This is a genomic window from Streptomyces sp. cg40 (assembly GCF_050320165.1).
GTDB lineage: Bacteria > Actinomycetota > Actinomycetes > Streptomycetales > Streptomycetaceae > Streptomyces > Streptomyces hokutonensis.
In genome coordinates this window covers 4,084,997-4,101,911 of sequence record NZ_CP190128.1, presented here as the reverse complement: position 1 = coordinate 4,101,911, position 16,915 = coordinate 4,084,997, and the positions used below count along the sequence as shown (strand labels likewise).

20 protein-coding genes are annotated in these 16,915 nt (G+C 69.2%); 14 read left to right on the top strand and 6 right to left on the bottom strand.

The window, feature by feature from the left end; all coding sequences use genetic code 11:
* The first annotated feature begins 4 nt into the window (after positions 1-4).
* The 9 genes from ACQHII_RS17965 (at position 5) to ACQHII_RS17925 (ending at position 7,141) form a co-directional block, all read left to right on the top strand.
* On the top strand, positions 5-946 hold the full coding sequence (locus tag ACQHII_RS17965) for a type II secretion system F family protein (RefSeq protein WP_381243370.1): 942 nt from the start codon (positions 5-7) through the stop codon (positions 944-946).
* Positions 947-960: 14 nt separating this feature from the next.
* Positions 961-1,851 carry a DUF5936 domain-containing protein gene (locus ACQHII_RS17960; RefSeq protein WP_427920251.1) on the top strand — a complete coding sequence of 297 codons (891 nt, stop codon included), beginning with the start codon at positions 961-963 and terminating at the stop codon, positions 1,849-1,851.
* Between the two features lie 20 nt (positions 1,852-1,871).
* Positions 1,872-3,473, top strand: a complete 1,602-nt coding sequence (locus tag ACQHII_RS17955) for a histidine kinase (protein WP_427920250.1) — start codon at positions 1,872-1,874, stop codon at positions 3,471-3,473.
* A gap of 48 nt (positions 3,474-3,521) precedes the next feature.
* Complete coding sequence (locus tag ACQHII_RS17950) at positions 3,522-4,391, top strand: response regulator (RefSeq protein ID WP_427920249.1); 870 nt, start codon at positions 3,522-3,524, stop codon at positions 4,389-4,391.
* A gap of 148 nt (positions 4,392-4,539) precedes the next feature.
* Positions 4,540-4,737 (top strand): Flp family type IVb pilin, encoded by a 198-nt coding sequence (locus ACQHII_RS17945; protein ID WP_427920248.1) that lies wholly within the window; start codon positions 4,540-4,542, stop codon positions 4,735-4,737.
* Positions 4,737-5,336 carry a pilus assembly protein TadG-related protein gene (locus ACQHII_RS17940; RefSeq protein WP_427920247.1) on the top strand — a complete coding sequence of 200 codons (600 nt, stop codon included), beginning with the start codon at positions 4,737-4,739 and terminating at the stop codon, positions 5,334-5,336. Before ACQHII_RS17945 ends, ACQHII_RS17940 begins: the two co-directional genes overlap by 1 nt.
* 34 nt (positions 5,337-5,370) lie before the next feature.
* On the top strand, positions 5,371-5,949 hold the full coding sequence (locus tag ACQHII_RS17935) for a hypothetical protein (RefSeq protein ID WP_427920246.1): 579 nt from the start codon (positions 5,371-5,373) through the stop codon (positions 5,947-5,949).
* Positions 5,950-6,004: 55 nt separating this feature from the next.
* Positions 6,005-6,589, top strand: a complete 585-nt coding sequence (locus ACQHII_RS17930) for an OmpA family protein (RefSeq protein WP_427925338.1) — start codon at positions 6,005-6,007, stop codon at positions 6,587-6,589.
* Positions 6,590-6,703: 114 nt separating this feature from the next.
* The gene (locus ACQHII_RS17925; protein WP_427920245.1) at positions 6,704-7,141 is read left to right on the top strand and encodes a hypothetical protein; all 438 of its coding nucleotides are present in this window, start codon (positions 6,704-6,706) and stop codon (positions 7,139-7,141) included.
* Positions 7,142-7,280: 139 nt separating this feature from the next.
* Here the strand turns inward: ACQHII_RS17925 and ACQHII_RS17920 are convergent, their stop codons facing one another.
* The 5 genes from ACQHII_RS17920 to ACQHII_RS17900 form a co-directional block, all read right to left on the bottom strand.
* Complete coding sequence (locus ACQHII_RS17920) at positions 7,281-7,793, bottom strand: hypothetical protein (protein WP_427920244.1); 513 nt, start codon at positions 7,791-7,793, stop codon at positions 7,281-7,283.
* 55 nt (positions 7,794-7,848) lie between these two features.
* The gene (locus ACQHII_RS17915) at positions 7,849-8,346 is read right to left on the bottom strand and encodes a hypothetical protein (protein WP_427920243.1); all 498 of its coding nucleotides are present in this window, start codon (positions 8,344-8,346) and stop codon (positions 7,849-7,851) included.
* An 80-nt stretch (positions 8,347-8,426) separates the two neighbouring features.
* Complete coding sequence (locus tag ACQHII_RS17910; RefSeq protein WP_427920242.1) at positions 8,427-9,731, bottom strand: hypothetical protein; 1,305 nt, start codon at positions 9,729-9,731, stop codon at positions 8,427-8,429.
* A gap of 94 nt (positions 9,732-9,825) precedes the next feature.
* On the bottom strand, positions 9,826-10,212 hold the full coding sequence (locus ACQHII_RS17905) for a hypothetical protein (RefSeq protein WP_427920241.1): 387 nt from the start codon (positions 10,210-10,212) through the stop codon (positions 9,826-9,828).
* A gap of 106 nt (positions 10,213-10,318) precedes the next feature.
* Entirely contained in the window at positions 10,319-10,660 is a 342-nt protein-coding gene (locus tag ACQHII_RS17900) for a DUF4333 domain-containing protein (protein ID WP_427920240.1), read from the bottom strand.
* 239 nt (positions 10,661-10,899) lie between these two features.
* On the opposite strand from ACQHII_RS17900, the gene ACQHII_RS17895 reads away from it, so the two are divergent.
* From ACQHII_RS17895 to ACQHII_RS17880, 4 genes are read left to right on the top strand one after another with little or no spacing between them, the layout of a single operon-like run.
* A complete protein-coding gene (locus ACQHII_RS17895; RefSeq protein WP_427920239.1) occupies positions 10,900-13,332 on the top strand; it encodes a hypothetical protein in 2,433 nt (810 codons plus the stop codon).
* A gap of 58 nt (positions 13,333-13,390) precedes the next feature.
* Entirely contained in the window at positions 13,391-14,689 is a 1,299-nt protein-coding gene (locus ACQHII_RS17890) for a hypothetical protein (RefSeq protein WP_427920238.1), read from the top strand.
* Entirely contained in the window at positions 14,686-15,180 is a 495-nt protein-coding gene (locus ACQHII_RS17885) for a hypothetical protein (protein ID WP_427920237.1), read from the top strand. Before ACQHII_RS17890 ends, ACQHII_RS17885 begins: the two co-directional genes overlap by 4 nt.
* Complete coding sequence (locus ACQHII_RS17880) at positions 15,177-15,686, top strand: hypothetical protein (RefSeq protein WP_427920236.1); 510 nt, start codon at positions 15,177-15,179, stop codon at positions 15,684-15,686. Before ACQHII_RS17885 ends, ACQHII_RS17880 begins: the two co-directional genes overlap by 4 nt.
* Here the strand turns inward: ACQHII_RS17880 and ACQHII_RS17875 are convergent.
* Positions 15,628-15,996: a DUF192 domain-containing protein gene (locus ACQHII_RS17875; RefSeq protein ID WP_427920235.1), complete on the bottom strand. Its 369-nt coding sequence runs from the start codon at positions 15,994-15,996 to the stop codon at positions 15,628-15,630. The two genes, ACQHII_RS17880 and ACQHII_RS17875, sit on opposite strands and share 59 nt — an antisense overlap.
* Positions 15,997-16,135: 139 nt before the next feature.
* Here ACQHII_RS17875 and ACQHII_RS17870 point away from each other — a divergent pair, with 139 nt between their 5' ends.
* On the top strand, positions 16,136-16,885 hold the full coding sequence (locus tag ACQHII_RS17870) for a prepilin peptidase (protein ID WP_427920234.1): 750 nt from the start codon (positions 16,136-16,138) through the stop codon (positions 16,883-16,885).
* Positions 16,886-16,915 lie beyond the last annotated feature (30 nt).

Here is a 16,915-nt window from a genome sequence, read left to right as displayed (position 1 = left end):
CCCCATGGATCTCCAGACGATCGTCACGCTCACCACCGGCATCACCCTGCTGACCTGCGTCCTGGGTGTCGCCGGAGTGCACGCCTACGCCACGGGCAGGGCACAGCGCGCGGCCCTGGTCGACCGGCTGTCGTCGACCGGACAGATCCCGCTCGGCCGCGCCCGCCGCTTCCGCGGCCTGGACCGCAGACTGCGCCGCACCCGCCTCGGCCGCAAGCTCGAACTGCGGCTTGCCGCAACGGGGTTGGACATGACGCCGGGCGAGTTCTTCGTCTACATGCTGGCCACGGTGGCCGCCCTCTGGCTGATCGGCCAAGCCTCCCTGGCACCGTTCTTCGGGCCGATCGCGGGCCTGTTGGGCATCGGGGTGGCGATCCAGTTCCTCAACTGGCAACGCCAGAAACGCATCGAGAAGTTCATCAACCAACTCCCCGAACTGGCGCGCATCATGGCCAACGCGACCCACGCGGGCCTCGCCCTGCGCACCTCGATCAGCATGGCGGCGGAGGAACTGGAGGCACCGGCCGGGGAGGAACTCGCCAAGGTGGCCAACCAGTTGGCGGTCGGCGCCTCGATGGACGACGCGCTGAGCGAGCTGGCGGACCGCCTCCCGTCCCGCGAACTCGTCGTACTGGTCACGACGTTGGTGCTCTCGAACCGGGCCGGCGGCCAGGTGGTCAGCGCCCTGCGCAACCTCACCGAGACCCTGGAGGAGCGCAAGGAGACCCGCCGCGAGGTCCGCACCCAGCTCTCCCAGGTCAACATGACCTCGTACGCCGTTCCGGTGATGGGCGTGGGCGCCCTCTTCCTGATGAACGGTGTCAAACCCGGCGCCCTGGACCGGATGACGGGCTCCCCGATCGGCCAGGCCTGCGTGATCATCGCCTTCGGGCTGTACGCGGTCGGCTTCGTCCTCATCCGCCGCCTGTCCCGCATCGACGTCTGAGAGGGGGGAACCTGATGACGGCACTCGTCCTCGGACTGGTCATGGGCCTCAGCGTGTGGGGCATCTTCGCCGGCATCCGCATGTACCGCGCGGACGCGAAACTCCCCACCGACCTGGTCCTCGCCCTGGAGGTCGGCTCCACCCGCACCGGCGCGGTCGACTCCGTCGTCGACCGCCTCGGCATGCGCTACGCCCCGACGGTCCTGCGCCTGATGGGCCCCAAGCAGGTGGCCAAGTACCGCCGCAAGATAGACCTCGCGGGCAATCCGGGCGGCCTGACGATCGACCGCTACGCGGCGAGGAGGGCGGTCTACGGCTTCCTCGGCGGCTTCGGCGGCCTGGTGTTCCTCCTGAAGGGCAACTACCTCCTCGCCATCATCCTGTTCGCCTTCGGCGCGTTCTGGACGGAGGTCGGCATCTGGTCGGCGATCCGCATCCGCAAGGACGTGATCGAACGGACCCTGCCCGACTTCCTCGACGTGCTGGCGGTGGTGGTGAGCGCGGGGCTGGGCTTCCGCCAGGCGCTGGACCGGGTGGCGTCGAAGTACGAGGGGCCCTGGGCCGACGAACTCCGCATCACGCTCCGCCAGATGGACCTGGGCATGAGCCGCCGCGCGGCCTTCACGGAACTGCGCCGGCGCAACGACAGCGAGCAAGTGGCCATGTTCGTCACGGCGTTGCAGCAGGGCGAGGAGCTGGGCGCGCCGATCGTCGACACGCTGGTCGCCCTGGCGAAGGACATGCGCCGCACGGACGCGCAGAACGCGCGGCGGAAGGCGGCCAGGGCGGTGCCCAAGGCCACCATGATGATCACCACGTTCATGGTCCCGGCCACGATGCTGCTCCTCGGCGCGGGCCTCCTCCTCGGCTCCGGCACGGACTTCAGCACGATCACGGGCAAGTAGGGGACGGGGGCGAGCGACGGATGGCGACGACGGAGGAACGAACGGGACGACTGCGACGGCGCCCGAAGCCGGCGGAGATCACGACACCGCCGGCGGGGACGGTCCTGCCGGACCATGTGCGGTCCGGGGCGACGGACATCCCGGTGACGACGGTGACGCCCGCGCTGCCGCCGGGGTGGACGCCGGCGGGGCCCGGGGCGAGGCTGCCCGGGGTGCCGACGCAGCCGGGGCCGGTGGTGGCGGCTGCGTCGGGGATGCCGAAGGCGGACCCGTCGGCCGACGGCGCAGGGATGGCCGCCGACGGTGAAGGCGCCCCACAGGGGCCACCCGCACCCGACAACGAAAGTGCAACGGTTGGTGCGGGTGGGAGCAAGATCCCGGCCGGAGGCCGGGTCGTGGCGCTCCCCATCCAGATCAGCGCCCTACAGGCAATGTGCCGGCAGGTCTTCGGCTTCCGCCTCGCGATGATCGCCCTGGCCGCCCCCTCCGCCCTCCTCAACGCCAACCCCGGAGTAGCGACCCGCCTGGTCGGCGCAGCCGTGGTCGTCACCTTCATGGTCTCCTACGTCCTCTTCAGGGACTGGGAACGCTTCGGCCCCCTCCTCCTCCGCCACCCCTCCCTCCTCGCCCTGGACACCCTCTTCGCCGCCCTGCTCCTCATCTCCGCCGGCCCCACCAGCACCCTCGCCTATGTCAGCGTCTGCACGCCTCTGCTCGCCGGCATCGTCTACGGCTGGCGCGGCGCCGGCTGCTTCGCCGGCCTCCAGGCGGTGATCCTGCTCCTGGCGCAGACGGCGGCGGCCGACGCCCACAGGGGCGTGGCGGAAGCCTCCCTGCTCCCCGGCCTGTGCGTGATCGCAGGCGCGGTCGGAGTGACCCTGCGCAACCTGATGCTCCGCTTCGGCGAGGCGACGACCGCGTTGACGACGGTCCAGGCGAGGCTGGCCGTAACGGAGGCGGTGGGCGCCGAACGGGCCCGCCTGGCCCGCGAGTTGCACGACTCCGTGGCGAAGACCCTGCACGGCGTTGCCCTCGCGGCGGACGGCCTGGTCGGTTCGGCGGGCGCGGACCGCATGGACCCGACCCTGGTGAAACAGCAGGCGGAACTGGTGGCCCGCTCGGCACGCCGGGCCGCGGCTGAATCCCGGGAACTCCTGGCGGACCTGCGCAGAGAGTCCGACCCCGACGAGGGCACGGACGTACTGGTCGAACTGGCCGCCCGTACAAGGGACTTCAGCACCAGAACCGGCCTGCCCACCACCTACCGCCCCACCGGCGAACACGGCGTACCCCCGGTCCCGCCCGCCGTGGCCCGCCAACTCCTCACCATCGCCACGGAGGCGATGGAGAACGCCCACCGCCACGCGACCCCCACCAAGGTCGACGTACGGGCCGGAGTCCACGACAGCCTGCTCCGCATCAGCGTCTACGACGACGGCCGCGGCCTCCCTCCCGGAACGACCCTCGAACAGCTGCGCAGGGCAGGCCACTTCGGCCTGGTCGGCATGGTGGAGCGGGCGGCATCGGTGGGCGCCCGCATCCGCATCGGCAGGGGCGGCCACCCCAAGGGCACGGAGGTCCGCCTGGAACTCCCGCTGGAAGCGCTGACGGCGAAGACGTAACCACAGCGAACACACACGACTACGACTACGACCCGAGAGGAGGCAGCCATGCCGGACCACACGACGCCCCACCCCGGCGCGCCGCAGCCGAACCCGTTCCCGAACTTCCCGCAGCCCGCGCCGACTTCACCCCTTCGGGTGGTGGTGGCCGACGACAACCCGGTGGTCCGGGCCGGCCTGACGGCACTCCTCTCGGGCCGTGCGGACATCACGGTCGTGGCGGAGGCGACGGACGGCCGCGAGGCCTACGAGGCGGCCCGCCTGCACCGCCCCGACGTGGTCCTCCTGGACGTACGCATGCCCGGCGTGGACGGCATCTCGGCGCTCCCGTACCTCGTGGGGATCGCGCCGGTCGTGATGCTCACGTACAGCAGGGAGTCGGAGATCGTCCAGGAGGCGCTGCGCCGAGGGGCGGGCGGTTACCTGGTCCACGGCGAGTTCACGGCGGACGAACTGGTCGCCGCCGTAAGGGACATCAAGCAGGGCAGGGCCCACTTCACGCCGTCGGCGGCGGGCGCACTTCTGGCCCAGCTCCGCCAGGAACGAACGGGCCCCGCACTACCGGAGGGCCTGGGCTCATACGAGCCTCAACTAAGTGCAACTGCACACGTGATAGAACCCGTTGGGTCCTTGCCACCACCGACTTCACCCAAAGGGCTTTCGCAACTGCAACCAACTGTGCGACAGTTGACGCCGGACAGGTCACGGTTCCAACTGAGCGCGAGGGAGGCGGAGATCATGGACCACATAGCGTCCGGCATGACCAACCAGCAGATCGCCGCCACCTGCTTCATCTCCGAGAAGACCGTCAAGAACCACATCAACCGCATCTTCGCCAAACTCCACAGCACGAGCCGCTCCGAGGCCGCCGCCAAGTGGCTCGGCACGGCACCGGGTTCGACACGAGGGCTGGGGTGAACTCCGGTGAACGGTTGGGACTCCGATTGGGCCCGGGATTGGGCCCTGGGACCCTCTGACGTACCGCTGTCGCGGGCATACCGTTCTCATGTCGAAAGCGGCACCGGCGACGAGGAAGCCGGTAACGCGTCATTCGGAGGGGAACATCATGAGCAACTGGATCAACACCACCGTGACGTACCTTCAGGCCCGCGCCGCCCGCAGCGACAGGGGTCAGACCGCGGTGGAGTACCTGGGCATCATCGCGGTGGTCGTGGCGATCGTGCTGGCGATCACGGGTACGTCGATCGGCCAGTCGATCCTCGACGCGATCACCGCGAAGATCGGCGAGGTCACTGGCGGCTGATGCGGCCCCGGAGATACAGCGACGCAGGGCAGGCCTTCCCCATCTACATCACGGTGGTGGCGGGTCTGCTCTTTCTCGCGTTCGCGTACGTAGCGGTCGGCCAGGCCGCGGTGAACCGGGGCGGAGCCCAGACGGCCGCCGACGCGGCGGCGCTCGCGGCGGCACAGGACACCCGGGACCAACTCGCAGATGCGTGGCAGCTGGACGTGCTCGACCCGACCAAGTGGCAGGACATCTTCGATGGCATCGCGGACGGGCTCACCCCGTCGTGCGGGCGTGCCACCGAACTCGCGGGGCAGAACGACGCCGCTGTGGAGAACTGCACACAGACGGAGCCCCTACGCTTCACGGTCGCGGTCAGGACCAACAAGTCCGTCGGCGACTCGATCGTCCCCGGTACGGAGAACACGTACTCGAAAGCACATGCCACCGCCGTGATCGAGTCGCTCTGCACGTTCCAACTCCCCGGTGAGGACGCCGGGGACGATGTGCTGCCGAAGCTCACCTGCAAGGACGGCGTGGAGTGGGACCTGGACCCGCTCCAACTCACCGATCTACCGGGACCCGAGGACCTTTTCGACGTCCACCTGGCTGACTGACAACCGAACGACGAGTGGTGAAGGAAGCAGAGTCATGAGCATTCGGTTCACTTCGACGGCCCGCAGGGGGATGGTCGCGATGGCTGTCGCGGCCGGTCTGGCCCTCGGTGTGGCCGGCTGCGGGGGTGGCGGCGAAGCCAAGAAGCCGGACACGACGGCCTCGGCCTCCAAGAGCGGCGGATCCGATCCGAGTGCCCAGGAGGGGCAGTCGGACGCGCCCTTGGCCGAGTTGAAGGGGTCGAACGGCCTGATCCTGGACATCACCTCGGTCACCCGGGACGCGGGCGGTTTCGTCACGGTGAACGGCAACCTGAGGAACGACGCGGACAAACTCCTCGTGGTTCCAGCCGCGTTGAGCGGCAATGAGACCGAGATCATCAGGAACGGCCCGTCGCTCGGCGGCGCCACACTCGTGGACTCGAAGGGCAAGAAGCGCTACTACGTGCTGCGTGATACGGACGGCCGTCCGCTGACGACAACCGGTATCGCGACGATCAAGTCAGGCGACGAGGTTGCCGTCTTCATGCAGTTCCCGGCTCCGCCCTCCACCACCACTGAAGTCTCCTTCGAACTACCCACGTTCTCCGTCGCCACCATCAAGATCTCCGGATGAGGCGACAGTGACCACCACTCCCCGCCTCCCCCTCGTCGTCACCGCCGCCACCCTCATGGTCGCCGCGAACCTCGTCGGCGCGGTGACGGCCCACGCCGACACCCCGAGCCCCAGCGTCCCCCCGGGCACCGAGGCCTCCGCCTCCGCCCCCGTGCAGGTCGACCCGAACGACCCCGACCTGAAGCTCCCCGAGGGCGCCACGCTCGCCGCCCCCAAGGTGCTGGACATCAAGTCCGTCGTGGAGGACCAGGGCGGCGAGGAACGCCGCGAGGACACCAACTCGGACGTGACGTTCGCCCTCCAGGCCGAGGTCCTCTTCAGCAAGGACAGTTCGAAGCTGAGCGCCGCCTCGAAGTCCCGTATCGACGCGATCGCCGCGGAGATCAAGAAGCAGAACGCGACCACCGTCCGCGTCTTCGGCTTCACCGACAACCTCGGCTCCTCGGCCCACGGCGACGTCCTCTCCAAGCAGCGCGCCGACGCCGTACAGGCCGTCCTGGACGCTGACTTGAACGACCCGAACATCACCTTCGAAGTACGCGGCTACGGCGAGCAGTACCCGATCGCCGACAACTCCACGGAGGCCGGCCGCAAGAAGAACCGAAGGGTCGAGGTGACCTTCCCGCGCACGTCGAGCTGACGTGCACAACCGTCAGTCGGCGCTCTCGCTCTCCGTCAGGGTGCCGACTGACGGCTTCTCGGCGCGGACGAAGGTGCCCTTGATGGGGACGATCGGTACGGCGGTGGCGGCGTAATGACGTCGATGAAGAAGGCGGGGTCGACGGAACCGGGGGAGCCGGGGAAACATGTGGAGGGCCTCGTCCGCCTCCGCCTCCTGCCGTGGCCGTCGCCGGAGGGCAAACCCTGCTACCTGTCGACCGACAGTGAGGGCGGGTACCTCTCACGCCTCGCGGACGAGATGGAAGCCGTACAACTCGCCATGGCGGAGGACGTGTTGGGCGGTGCCCGGAAGGTGCTGGACGATTCCATGTCCCCGTTCACCGAGGTGCGGTACGCGGCCGTGCGGCTCGCCGAGTGCCTGAGTGACGCGGTACGCGTGGCCGAGCCGCGGGGTGCGCGCCTGGGCTCGCCGCGTTTGGAGGCCGACGACGAGGGCGGAGGGAACGAGGGCCTTTGCAGTCGAGCGGCGCAAAGGGGTGCCGCTCGCGGGGAGTGTGCCGTAAAAGTGTGACGCTTTTTCGTCAAAGCGTCACACTTTCACGGGGAGGGTGTCCCGGGGCGGACACCGGCACAACGCCGCATCGCTCAAGTCCCCGGCGGGCGGGGCCACTTTCCTCCGAAACCGGCCCGGATCTTCCCGTCGTCCGACCTCACAGCTTGCCAAAGACCACTCCCCGCCAGGTCCAACCGGACCTGAGCACGGTGTCACGCAGGGGCTCGCGCATTTCGGCGCTGTCGAAGCGGAAGGTCTCCGTCGCCTCAAGGTGGCCGTCGGCACCACGCCCGACGGTCCAGCGACGGCTGACGGTCCGGCCGGGTCCGCGTGTGTACTCCGAAGTCGTCTGGAGCCTCGTCGGAGTACCGACCCGACTCAGCTCCCACTGTTCCTCAAGGGCGCGTACCTCGTGCTCCTTGTGGTCCAGGCGCAGCCGGATCCGGACGGCGTGACTGATCCGGGACCGGACGAAGACCTGCTGCCAGGCCGGTTCGGTCAATCGCCACTCCGCGAGCAGGTCGCACCCCTCGCCGCCGCCGTAGCGGATGACGTAGGGAACCTCGGCCCGGTTGAGTCCGAGCAATGCCTCCCGCAAGTCCTCCCCAGGGACCGGCGACACCCCCTCGGGTGGATGCTGGGTGCCGGTGAGCTTGTCGAAGAGTCCCATGAGGCCAACCTATGAAGGCCGGGACGGCGGCACAAGCGCGTTCCCACCCGCGGAACTACGGCGTTGCCCCCTCGCCCGGGCGGATGGTTCGCACCATGCTCCGGAAGTCGTCCAGCAGAGCGGGATGCCGTGACTCGGTGGAGGTGAGCATCAGGCGGATCACGACCCGCCTGCGGGGATTGTCGACGTCGAGCAGGGAAAGGTACACCTGCGACTGGAGGAGGTCGTGGCTCCGCTGGCCCAGGACGACCGAGAAGGCCAGGGTCTGGGTGAGGCCGGGAGCATCCGCGGAGCCGGTCTCACGTCGGTCGGTGACCCTGACCGACGTGACGGATTCACTCATGAGACCCACCGACTCGTCGGCGATGCGGGGCAGCGTCGCCGTGTCGGGGCGGTACTCGCCGTCGACGGTGATGTTCGGGGTGAAGCCGTTGTCCGACGGCGGATGGACGGCGACGAACGCGGCGTCGGGTGCGCCGACTTCGTCCGGAGGCGCGGCGCGCCAGCCTTGAGGTACATCGAACCGGATCGGGATCGGCAGGGTCGTCGGCATCGAGAGGTTTCCTTCCTCCGAAGGCGCAGCCGCGGCGCCGGGCCACGCGAGCGACGGTTCGGAGCACGTTGGTGATGGTTTCAGAACACGCTGGTGACCGCATGCCCGACCGAACTCACACCATGGCCCACGGCGTCGGCCAGGTCGCCCGCGGTGTGGACGACCTTGTCCGGGTCGACACTGAACTCGAAGCCCACTTCCCCGCCGAGCGCGGGAGAGAGACCGACTTTGGTGCTGAATTCCCACACGTTCTCGTCGTTCTTGCCGGCGTCCAGGCTTGCCTCGGCGCCGGGACCGGCCCACCCCTCGGAGGAGAAGCCCGCCGAGACTCCGCCGAGATCCGCACCGAACTCGCCGCCGCCTTTGGCACCCGCGAAGACGTTGCCGCCCACGTGCACACCCTCTTTGCCGCCCCCCGTATTCGCGTTGGCCTCGGCACCCGCCGTGGCCTCGGCCTTGGCGGAGACGCCGAACGGGCCGACATTGACGTTGCCCTCGGACGATCCCTCAGCCCCGGCGAAGGCGCTCGCGTCTCCTTCTGCGCCGCTCTGGCTGAAGCTGCCGCTGGCCGAGCCCTTCGCGCCCGCGTAGGCATCGGCCTTTCCGTCGAGTGTCCACGGCCCTCTGGTGAGCGAGCCCTCGGCGCTCGCGCTGCCCAGGTCTGCATGTGCCTCTGCCTCGCCGAGTTTGCCGGACGCGACGTCCGGTCCCTCCGCGCTCGCCCCGGCACCGAGGCCGGACACCTCGGTCTTGCCCTTGGACTTCCAACCGTCGGGTTCGGTCCGGGCGGCTTCGCGCCTGGCCTCGTCCTCGTAGGTCTTGATGTCGCCGTGGGCCTGGCTGTTGAAGCCGGTCAGCGTGCCGTCACTGACATCGGAGTCGATCACCACCCGAGTGAGGGCGTTCTCGACCTCAGTGTCGGTGTCGCTCACCGCCTTCACGAGCCGATCGATCTCCGCCTGCCAGGAGGCGACAGCCTTGCGCACCGTCTGCTGGTAGTCGGGGTCGTGGTGCAGGGCTGTGCGCTCGCCCTCGCTCAGCCTTGCGGTGTCGTAGGACACCAAGCCCTGCTCCGAGACCACCATGCCCGCCTTGACGGCGTCCTCTCGGGCGGACTCCAGTTTTTTCCGGAGACCCGTGAAGTCCGTGTGTGCCTCACGCAGCAGTGAGGCCACTGCCTTGGCTTCGACCTGCGCGGCCTGGAACTGCTTGAGTGTGGTGTCGAAGCGTCCGCTCGCCGCGTCCGCGCTCAACCCCGACCAGCCCGGACTCAGGGTGATGCCGTAGACGTCCCGCCGGTAGGCGGACTCCTGCTTGTGGAACTCCTTCGCCATCCCGTCCCAGCGCTCTGAGGCTGTGGTGAGCGCGGACAGATCGGTTGTCATGATCTCGTGATAAGTCGGCATGGCTTCCCTGCTGTCATTGCCAAGCTGTCTGCGGGCCGAGGGCGCGACCCAACTGAGCCCCGTGGCTTGCCCGTCAGTACCCGGAGAGTGCCGACACCGCGTCCGTGTCCGACCCGACCTGGAAGTCCGTGGTCTGCAGTGTGGTGTTGGTGCTGCGCAGTGCCGCCTTGTCCGAGCCGAGCCTGTTCATCAGGTTCGTCACCTGCTCGCCCCAGGCCGTGTGCGCCTTTTTCAGCGCTCCCGAGGCGCGCCATCCGTCGCGGAACGCCTTGACCGCTCCGTTGGTTTCCGCGTCGGCATGGCCTGCGGCTTTGCGTGTGTCGGGCTCGATGTGCTGCTCGATGGCGTTGGCCGCCGCCTTTTTCTGGGCCGGTGAGGAGACGAGCTTCTGCTGCCCTTCGGGCTGTCCCTGAGCAGTCGGGGAACCACCGATATCGCCCGGTATCTGGTTCAGTCGCATTCCGACGGATTGTGCCGTCGCGCTGTTGTCCGGATCTACCCCTGCCATCAGCCTTACCCCCGTCGCTCATATAAGCGAATCAGACTCAACTGTCTTTGGACGCTGGTCAGTTCGAGGCCGGAGAAGCTTTGTCATCGGCCTTGAAGTCGTAGTGGATCTGGCCGCCGCTGACAGAGGTGACCTTGACTGTCACACCCAAGGTGCTGCCGTCGTCCGCCGTGAGCGTGCAGCGTGAGGTGGTGCCGACCTTGCCGACGAGGTCCTCGGGGCAGGAGACGTCCGGTTTCGACTGTCCTGTCGCGGCGGCGAGCTTTTCGGAGAGCGTGCTGGAAAGCTTGTCCGCGGACAGCTTCGGCGGCGTGGACTTCTTGACCTCGACGGATGCCGAGCAGCCCGACAGCAGCGTGCCGGCCGCGATGGCTGCGAGCATCGACAGGCCTGCGGTCATCGGGACTTTGAACATTGTGCACTCCTGGTCGGCCGGTCGGGTGGGAAGACCGGAAGAGCATACGAGGCGCGGTGCTCCATTCGCCGGGCCATCCTGCGGGCCCTGTCCTGTGCAGTCCGGACCCACCCGGTAGTTGGGTACCGATTTGGGCCCACGGGCCCATCCCGGGCACCCGCCCCGTCCCTAACCTCTGGAAGCTCCAGTGGAGTTGAGTCACAGGCAGCGGGGGACGGGGAGACATGGCCTCGATCGGGGGAACGGGCGGGGGAATCGACGGAGTCGGCAGCCGACTGGGCGGGCGGCGCGAGATGCCCGCCCCGCTCGCCACCGCGCTGGTGCTGGTCCACGCACTCTTCGCGGTCACCGTCGTCGGCGGCCTCGGCGTCCTCCTGACCGCCGCGTCGTACGACACGCTCGACGGCCAGGTGGTCGCCCTCGTCGCCTACGCCGCCGCGCCGGGCGTCCTCGGCTGGTGGCTGGCCCGCCGCAGCTGGGAGGGCGGGACCCGGGTCAGGCTCGGACTCCTCGCGGTACAGGGCTGGTTGATCGTCGGAGCCGTCGTCAACGTCACCTCGGGGTCCGCCCGCGGCGGCCTCCAGCTCTTCCTCCCGATCGTCATCCTCTTCTTCCTGTTCCGCCCCGAGAGCCGCGAGTGGTACGGCCTCGCCGGACTGGACCGCGCCGAACGCCGCCCCTTCTCCCTTGCCCGCCTGATCCGTTGGCGCCGGGACGAGGGCCAGACGGCGATCGAGTACGCCGGCTTCATCGCGATCGTCGCCGCCATCATCACGGCCCTGCTGGTGACCGGCCTCGGCACCCAGATCTTCAGCGGCATCCAGTCGGAGGTCTGCAAGGTCACCGGCATGTCCTGCGGTACCGGCACCACAACAACCACTACCGAGACCGACACAACGGGCGCCGACAAGCCCGCCCCCGCCTCCGCCCCCGCCGCCGACAAGCCTGCCCCCACCAGCGATGAAAAGGCCCACGACGACGGCTGCTTCTCCGGCGTGGGCGCCTTCTTCGGCTGCGCCGGCGACCAGGTCAAACAGGTCGGCCAGGGCCTCTTCGTGGACGGCGTCTGGGGCGACCTCACCGGCATCTACGACATGGTCCGCCACCCCATCGACACCGTGAAGGGCATCGGCGACTACGGCAAACAGCTCGGCGACGACTGGACCAAGAACTCCAAGGACGCCGGCAAGAAGTGGTCCGACGGGGACTACGGCGGCGCCCTGTGGGACTGGACGACCGCCTCCGCGAAGACGGGCGGCACGGTCCTCTACGACCTGTTCATCGGCGACGACGTGGCCAAGGACTGGAACAACGGCGACAAGACCCGCGCCGTCACCCACGTCCTGTGGAACGTCGGCTCCCTCTTCATCCCGGGCTACGACGGCGCCAAGATCGTCGAAAAGGTCGGCGATCTGGGCAAGATCGGAAAGTTGGGCAAACTCGGCGAACTAGCCGAAAAGGCGGCCAAGGCAGCGGAGGACGCGAAGAAGGCGGCCAAGGCGGGGGACGTGGCGGGCGCCGAGAAGGCGGCCAAGGAGGCCGACGAGGCGGCCGACGCGGCGGAGAAGAAGGCCCGGCAGACCGGCTGTCTGGTCGGTGCGCCCAGCCGCCGCATCCCGTACGGCGACAGCGGCGCCCCCACGTTCGGAGGCACCGGCACCGGCACCACGGTCCTGGCCGCCGGCAGCACGCCGTATGTCGTACTCGCGCAGGGCAAGGACTGCGACGAGGACGCCGAGAAGGAGGCCGAGGAGGCCCGTAAGCAGGCGGACGAGGCCGATGCGGCCGCCCGCGCCGCGGACCTGCAACACGCCGCGGACGAGGCGAAGAAGGCCATCACGGATGCCAAGGACAAGCAGAAGACGCCCAAGAGCGACCGGTTCCAGCTCGACGAGAAGAAGATCGACGACCTCGTCGCCAAGGCCAAGGACAATCCGGACCTGAGCAAGGGGGAGATCGGGAAGGCCGAACTGACCCAGTCCCTCAAGGACTTGGCGGACATGCTGAAGAACACGACTATCGACAGCCAGAGCCGTGGTTCGCTCGGCGGCCCCGTGCTCAGGGCCGGCAACCGCTACCAACTGGCCGAAGCCATGGCCGAGGTCAAGGCCGCGACGCGCGCCGCGGACGACGCCGCCGAGGGCACCAAGGTCTACGCCGGTGTCGGTGCGAAGAAGGGCCGTCAGACGGTGGACATGGGCGACGGCACCACCGCCGATCTCTCCGGCATCGACGACGCCGACGTGGTCTACAAGGGCAAGGACGGCACTCTGAACGTCGTGGAGGTCAAGAACACGGGACAGGCGGCCACCCAGGCGTCGATTCGCGCTCAGGCCAAGAAGCTGGCCGACTGGCAGAAGGCGAACCCCGGCCGGAAGGCCCGCTACGAGATCGAGACCCAGGACGGCTGGGACAAGGTGTTCGACGGTTTCCAGAAGGACAAGAAGACCGGAGAGGTCCCGGCCGGAACTCCTGCGCAGACGCTCGCCGAGAACGGTCTCGACCTTCGTGTCGCCGGTCAGGACATCTCGTCGCAGCAGCTCAAGGCGATGAACGACGCGTGGAGCCGGAAGACTCCGGCCGAGCAGCAGGCGGCACGGGACTCGGGCAAGATGAAGGATCCGAAGACCGCGATGCAGTACCTGGGCGTTTCTTGACGTGGAGCGAACGAGCGGACGGACGAGTGGGCGACGAGAGGAACGGAGCGGCCGGACAGTGACCGCACATCACCTGCTGCCCGCGGACATGCGTCGGCTCCCGCCACCATGGAACGACCTGACCTGGGAACGGAAGCCGAAGCTGGAGGATCTGGCACACACGGAAGCGAACGAGCGCGCCGCTCTCGACGCACTGGGTGCCGCGCTCTCCGGTCCGCCGCGGTCGCCCGCGCCCCGCGTCTGGAGCGACGAGTCGTGGGAGCTCTTCGACCGGGTCCGGCACGAGGCCGGGCGTCGGCTGTCCCAGGCGATGCCGACGGTCGGCCGGTTCACCCGCGAGGGCGTTGCGGACGTGCTCAGGGAGTGGGGGCGCGCAGCGCAGCCGCCGGTGCCGAACTGGTGGCTTGAGGGTCAACTAGACCTGATCAACAGGGAGTTGGCCGACTTCACGCTCTCGAACTGGGCCCATGACGTGCTGCGGTGGCTCCAGCAGCAGCCGTACGACGAGGCGGGCGTCGCGGCTGTGGCCGAGCGCTGTGTCGAGAAGGGGCTCGGAGCTCACCAGGCGGTCAGCCTGCTGCAAGCACTCGGCCAGCCTCACGGCGAGCAGGCTCTCCTACGTGTCGTACGAGACGACCGGGCCCACGAAAGCAGCCGCTCGCAGGCGCGGGGCGCACTCATGCGGCTACGCCGCCCCGCCTACGTGGCCCGCGCACAGCAACCAGCGTACGGAGAACACCCCTTACTACCCCCCGCCGCACGAGAACTCCCCTACAGCTGGAGCGCCGGCTTCCAGTGGCCCGCGGAACTCCCCGAGACCGAGGAGAACATCGCCCGCGCCCGTTCGATCCTCCGGTCCTGCGCCCCGCCCGAGCCCGTGCCCGAACCGGTCCCCGTCCCCTCCTGGCACAGCCACGAGGACGAGGACGAGGATCACGAACCACCCGCCTGGTTCGAGGTCCGGCAGGTCATGCGGGATCTGATGCCGTACGCCCGCCTGGTCACCGAGGAGCGGATGTCCGAGGCGATGCGGGAGTGCGCGCTGATCGGGATCCCCGGAGTGCCGCAGGTCCCGAGCGGTGAGGAGGCGGCGCGGTTCGTCCGGCGGTGGGTGACGTGGATCGGCGGCTGGATCGCCGGCGAGGTCTTCACCTGGCTCGGCATGTACGTCGACGACGAGTCACTGGTGACCCCGTGGGCGATGGAACTCGCCGAGCAGTACGCCCGGTACGACGTCGCCACCGAGCAGGCCGTGGCGATGCTGCGCTGGCACGGCACCGTAGCGCGCAGTCGTGAGGCTCTCGCCCGGCTGGCGGCCGACGGGACACTGCCGCCGGAGGAGCAGGAGCAGCCTTGACCCGTTGGAACCGGGTGGAGGACGTCCTCCTGCATCGCTACGTCACCGATGTTCTCGTCCCCGGCCGTGTCGACCGCGACGACGAGCCGATCGCGGTGTTCAGACCGCAGCCGCTCGTCGTGTTCGTCAGGCTCGACGATGGAGCGCTGCGGCTCGAATCGGTGGGAGGTTTCGGCCAGTTGGAGGTCCGGGTGGTGGACTCGGTCACCCTGGCCGGTGTCGAACTCTTCGCGATCATCGAGGAGGAAGGGGACGAAATCGCCCTCGCTTCCCAAGGCGAACAGCTCTTCGGTGACGGCTGGGACCGACTTCGCTGCACGACCGTACGCCCCTTCATGGACGTCGGCTCGAAGCCCGAGGAGGGTTTGGTCAAGTGCCTTGCCCTCGAACTCGAGTCCCGCTACTGGCTGTTCTTCGACCCGACGTGGCCCTTCGGCATCAGAGTCGGGAACGCCGAGGACATGCGCCGCTGGAACGGGAGCAGCCGGTGAAAATGCTGCTCGCGAACCTCTTCGTCGTGGCGGAGTCGCCCCGCGTCGAAATCCGGCGCGCCCTCGCGGACTTGCTGGGCCTGCCCGAGGAGGCCGTGGACGTGGGGGACTGGAACCAGGAGGACCGGAACTGGGCGGCCCCGGTGCTCTGCACCTACTGCCCGCTGCCCCCGGGCGACCTCGCGCTCTGCCTCGACATCACCGTCACCGCCCCGGCCGCCGGCGACCTCACGGAAGCGGACCTCGCCCTCGGTATCGCGGCCAGGGTGGGCAGTTCGGTCCTCTACCCCGCCGAGTCCTACCCGCCGAGCGCCACTTGGGCGGCGGTCCCCGACGGCCGTACGGTCCGATGCAGCATGGAGTCGGTCGAGGCGGGCTACGGCGCGGACGCCGACCTCCACCCGTTCCGCGTCTACGACGTGACGGCACAGGTACCGGATCTGCCCCCTACGGCCCCGCCTCCACCGTCACCCGACCCCCCACGTCCAACCCCCACCCCGCCATGACCCCCGCCTCCGCCTCCAGCACATGACGGGACCGGAGCCGTGGCAGGCCCAGTCGGCCCGGCTTCATCGTGTGGACGGCGACGACCTCCAACCTCCGGTTCAGGTACGCCACATCGATCGGGAAGCGCATCCGGAACGTGTGCACACTGCTCGCCGGCGAGAGCAGCATCGCCCCGTCGATCCCGTCCCGGCCGAGCAGCCCCTTCGTCCGCGCCCGGTAGGAGGTCGCGAGCTCCAGCGGAACGGCGACCGTGCCCGCGGCCCCCCGCACGATCAGCTTCCCCCGCCCGTCACTCCACCGTCGTCCCATACCAGGCCGCCTTCCCGCGCCACTCCGGATCCATATCGCCGTCCCTCCGGTGTCGACCGACCGTATCCGTCCCCGACTAGGCCTCACATGGGCCCACGGACCCATGCCCCGCCCGCCGCCACCCGGATATCGTCCCCGCGTGCGCCTGATTCTGATCGTCGTGGGTGCCCTGTGGGGCGCGTGGTCGGGCCTTCTGCTGCCCCGCGCCGCCCACCGCCTCTCCGTCGAGGCCGAGGAACCCTGGAACGGACACTGCCCCGACGGCCACCCGATCAAGGGCCCGTTCGACGGCTGGCTGGGCCGCGCCCGCTGCAAGGGAACCGGCGACATCGACATCAGCACTTACGGCCCCAGCACCCCCGTCGTATCGACCGCCACCGCCCTCGTCTGCGCGGTCCTCGCCGCGGCCACCGGCCCCCACCCCGAACTCGCCGTCTGGCTGCTCGCGGCCCCTGTGGCCGTGCTGCTCGCGCTCGTCGACTACCGGGTGCACCGCCTCCCCGACGTCCTCACCCTCCCCCTCGCCGCCGCCACCCTCGCTCTCCTCGGCGTCGCGGCCCTGCTCCCCGCCGACGCGGGCTCCTGGCTCACCGCGCTGCTCGGTGGACTCGCCCTCGGCGCCGGGTACTTGGTGCTGTATCTCATCAACCCCGCCGGCATGGGCTTCGGCGATGTGAAGCTCGCCCTCGCCCTCGGCACGGCCCTCGGCTGGTACGGCTGGCCGGTGCTCGTCACGGGGGCCTTCGCGGGGGTGCTGTACGGCGCGCTGTACGGCCTCGGCATGGTCGCGCTGCGCCGGGCGGGCCGTAAGACGGCTATTCCGCTGGGGCCGTTCATGCTCGGCGGCGCGTTCACGGGCGTGGTCCTGGGGGCGCTGGCAGCGGCGTGAGACGCTGACGCACCCGGTTCTGAACGGAGG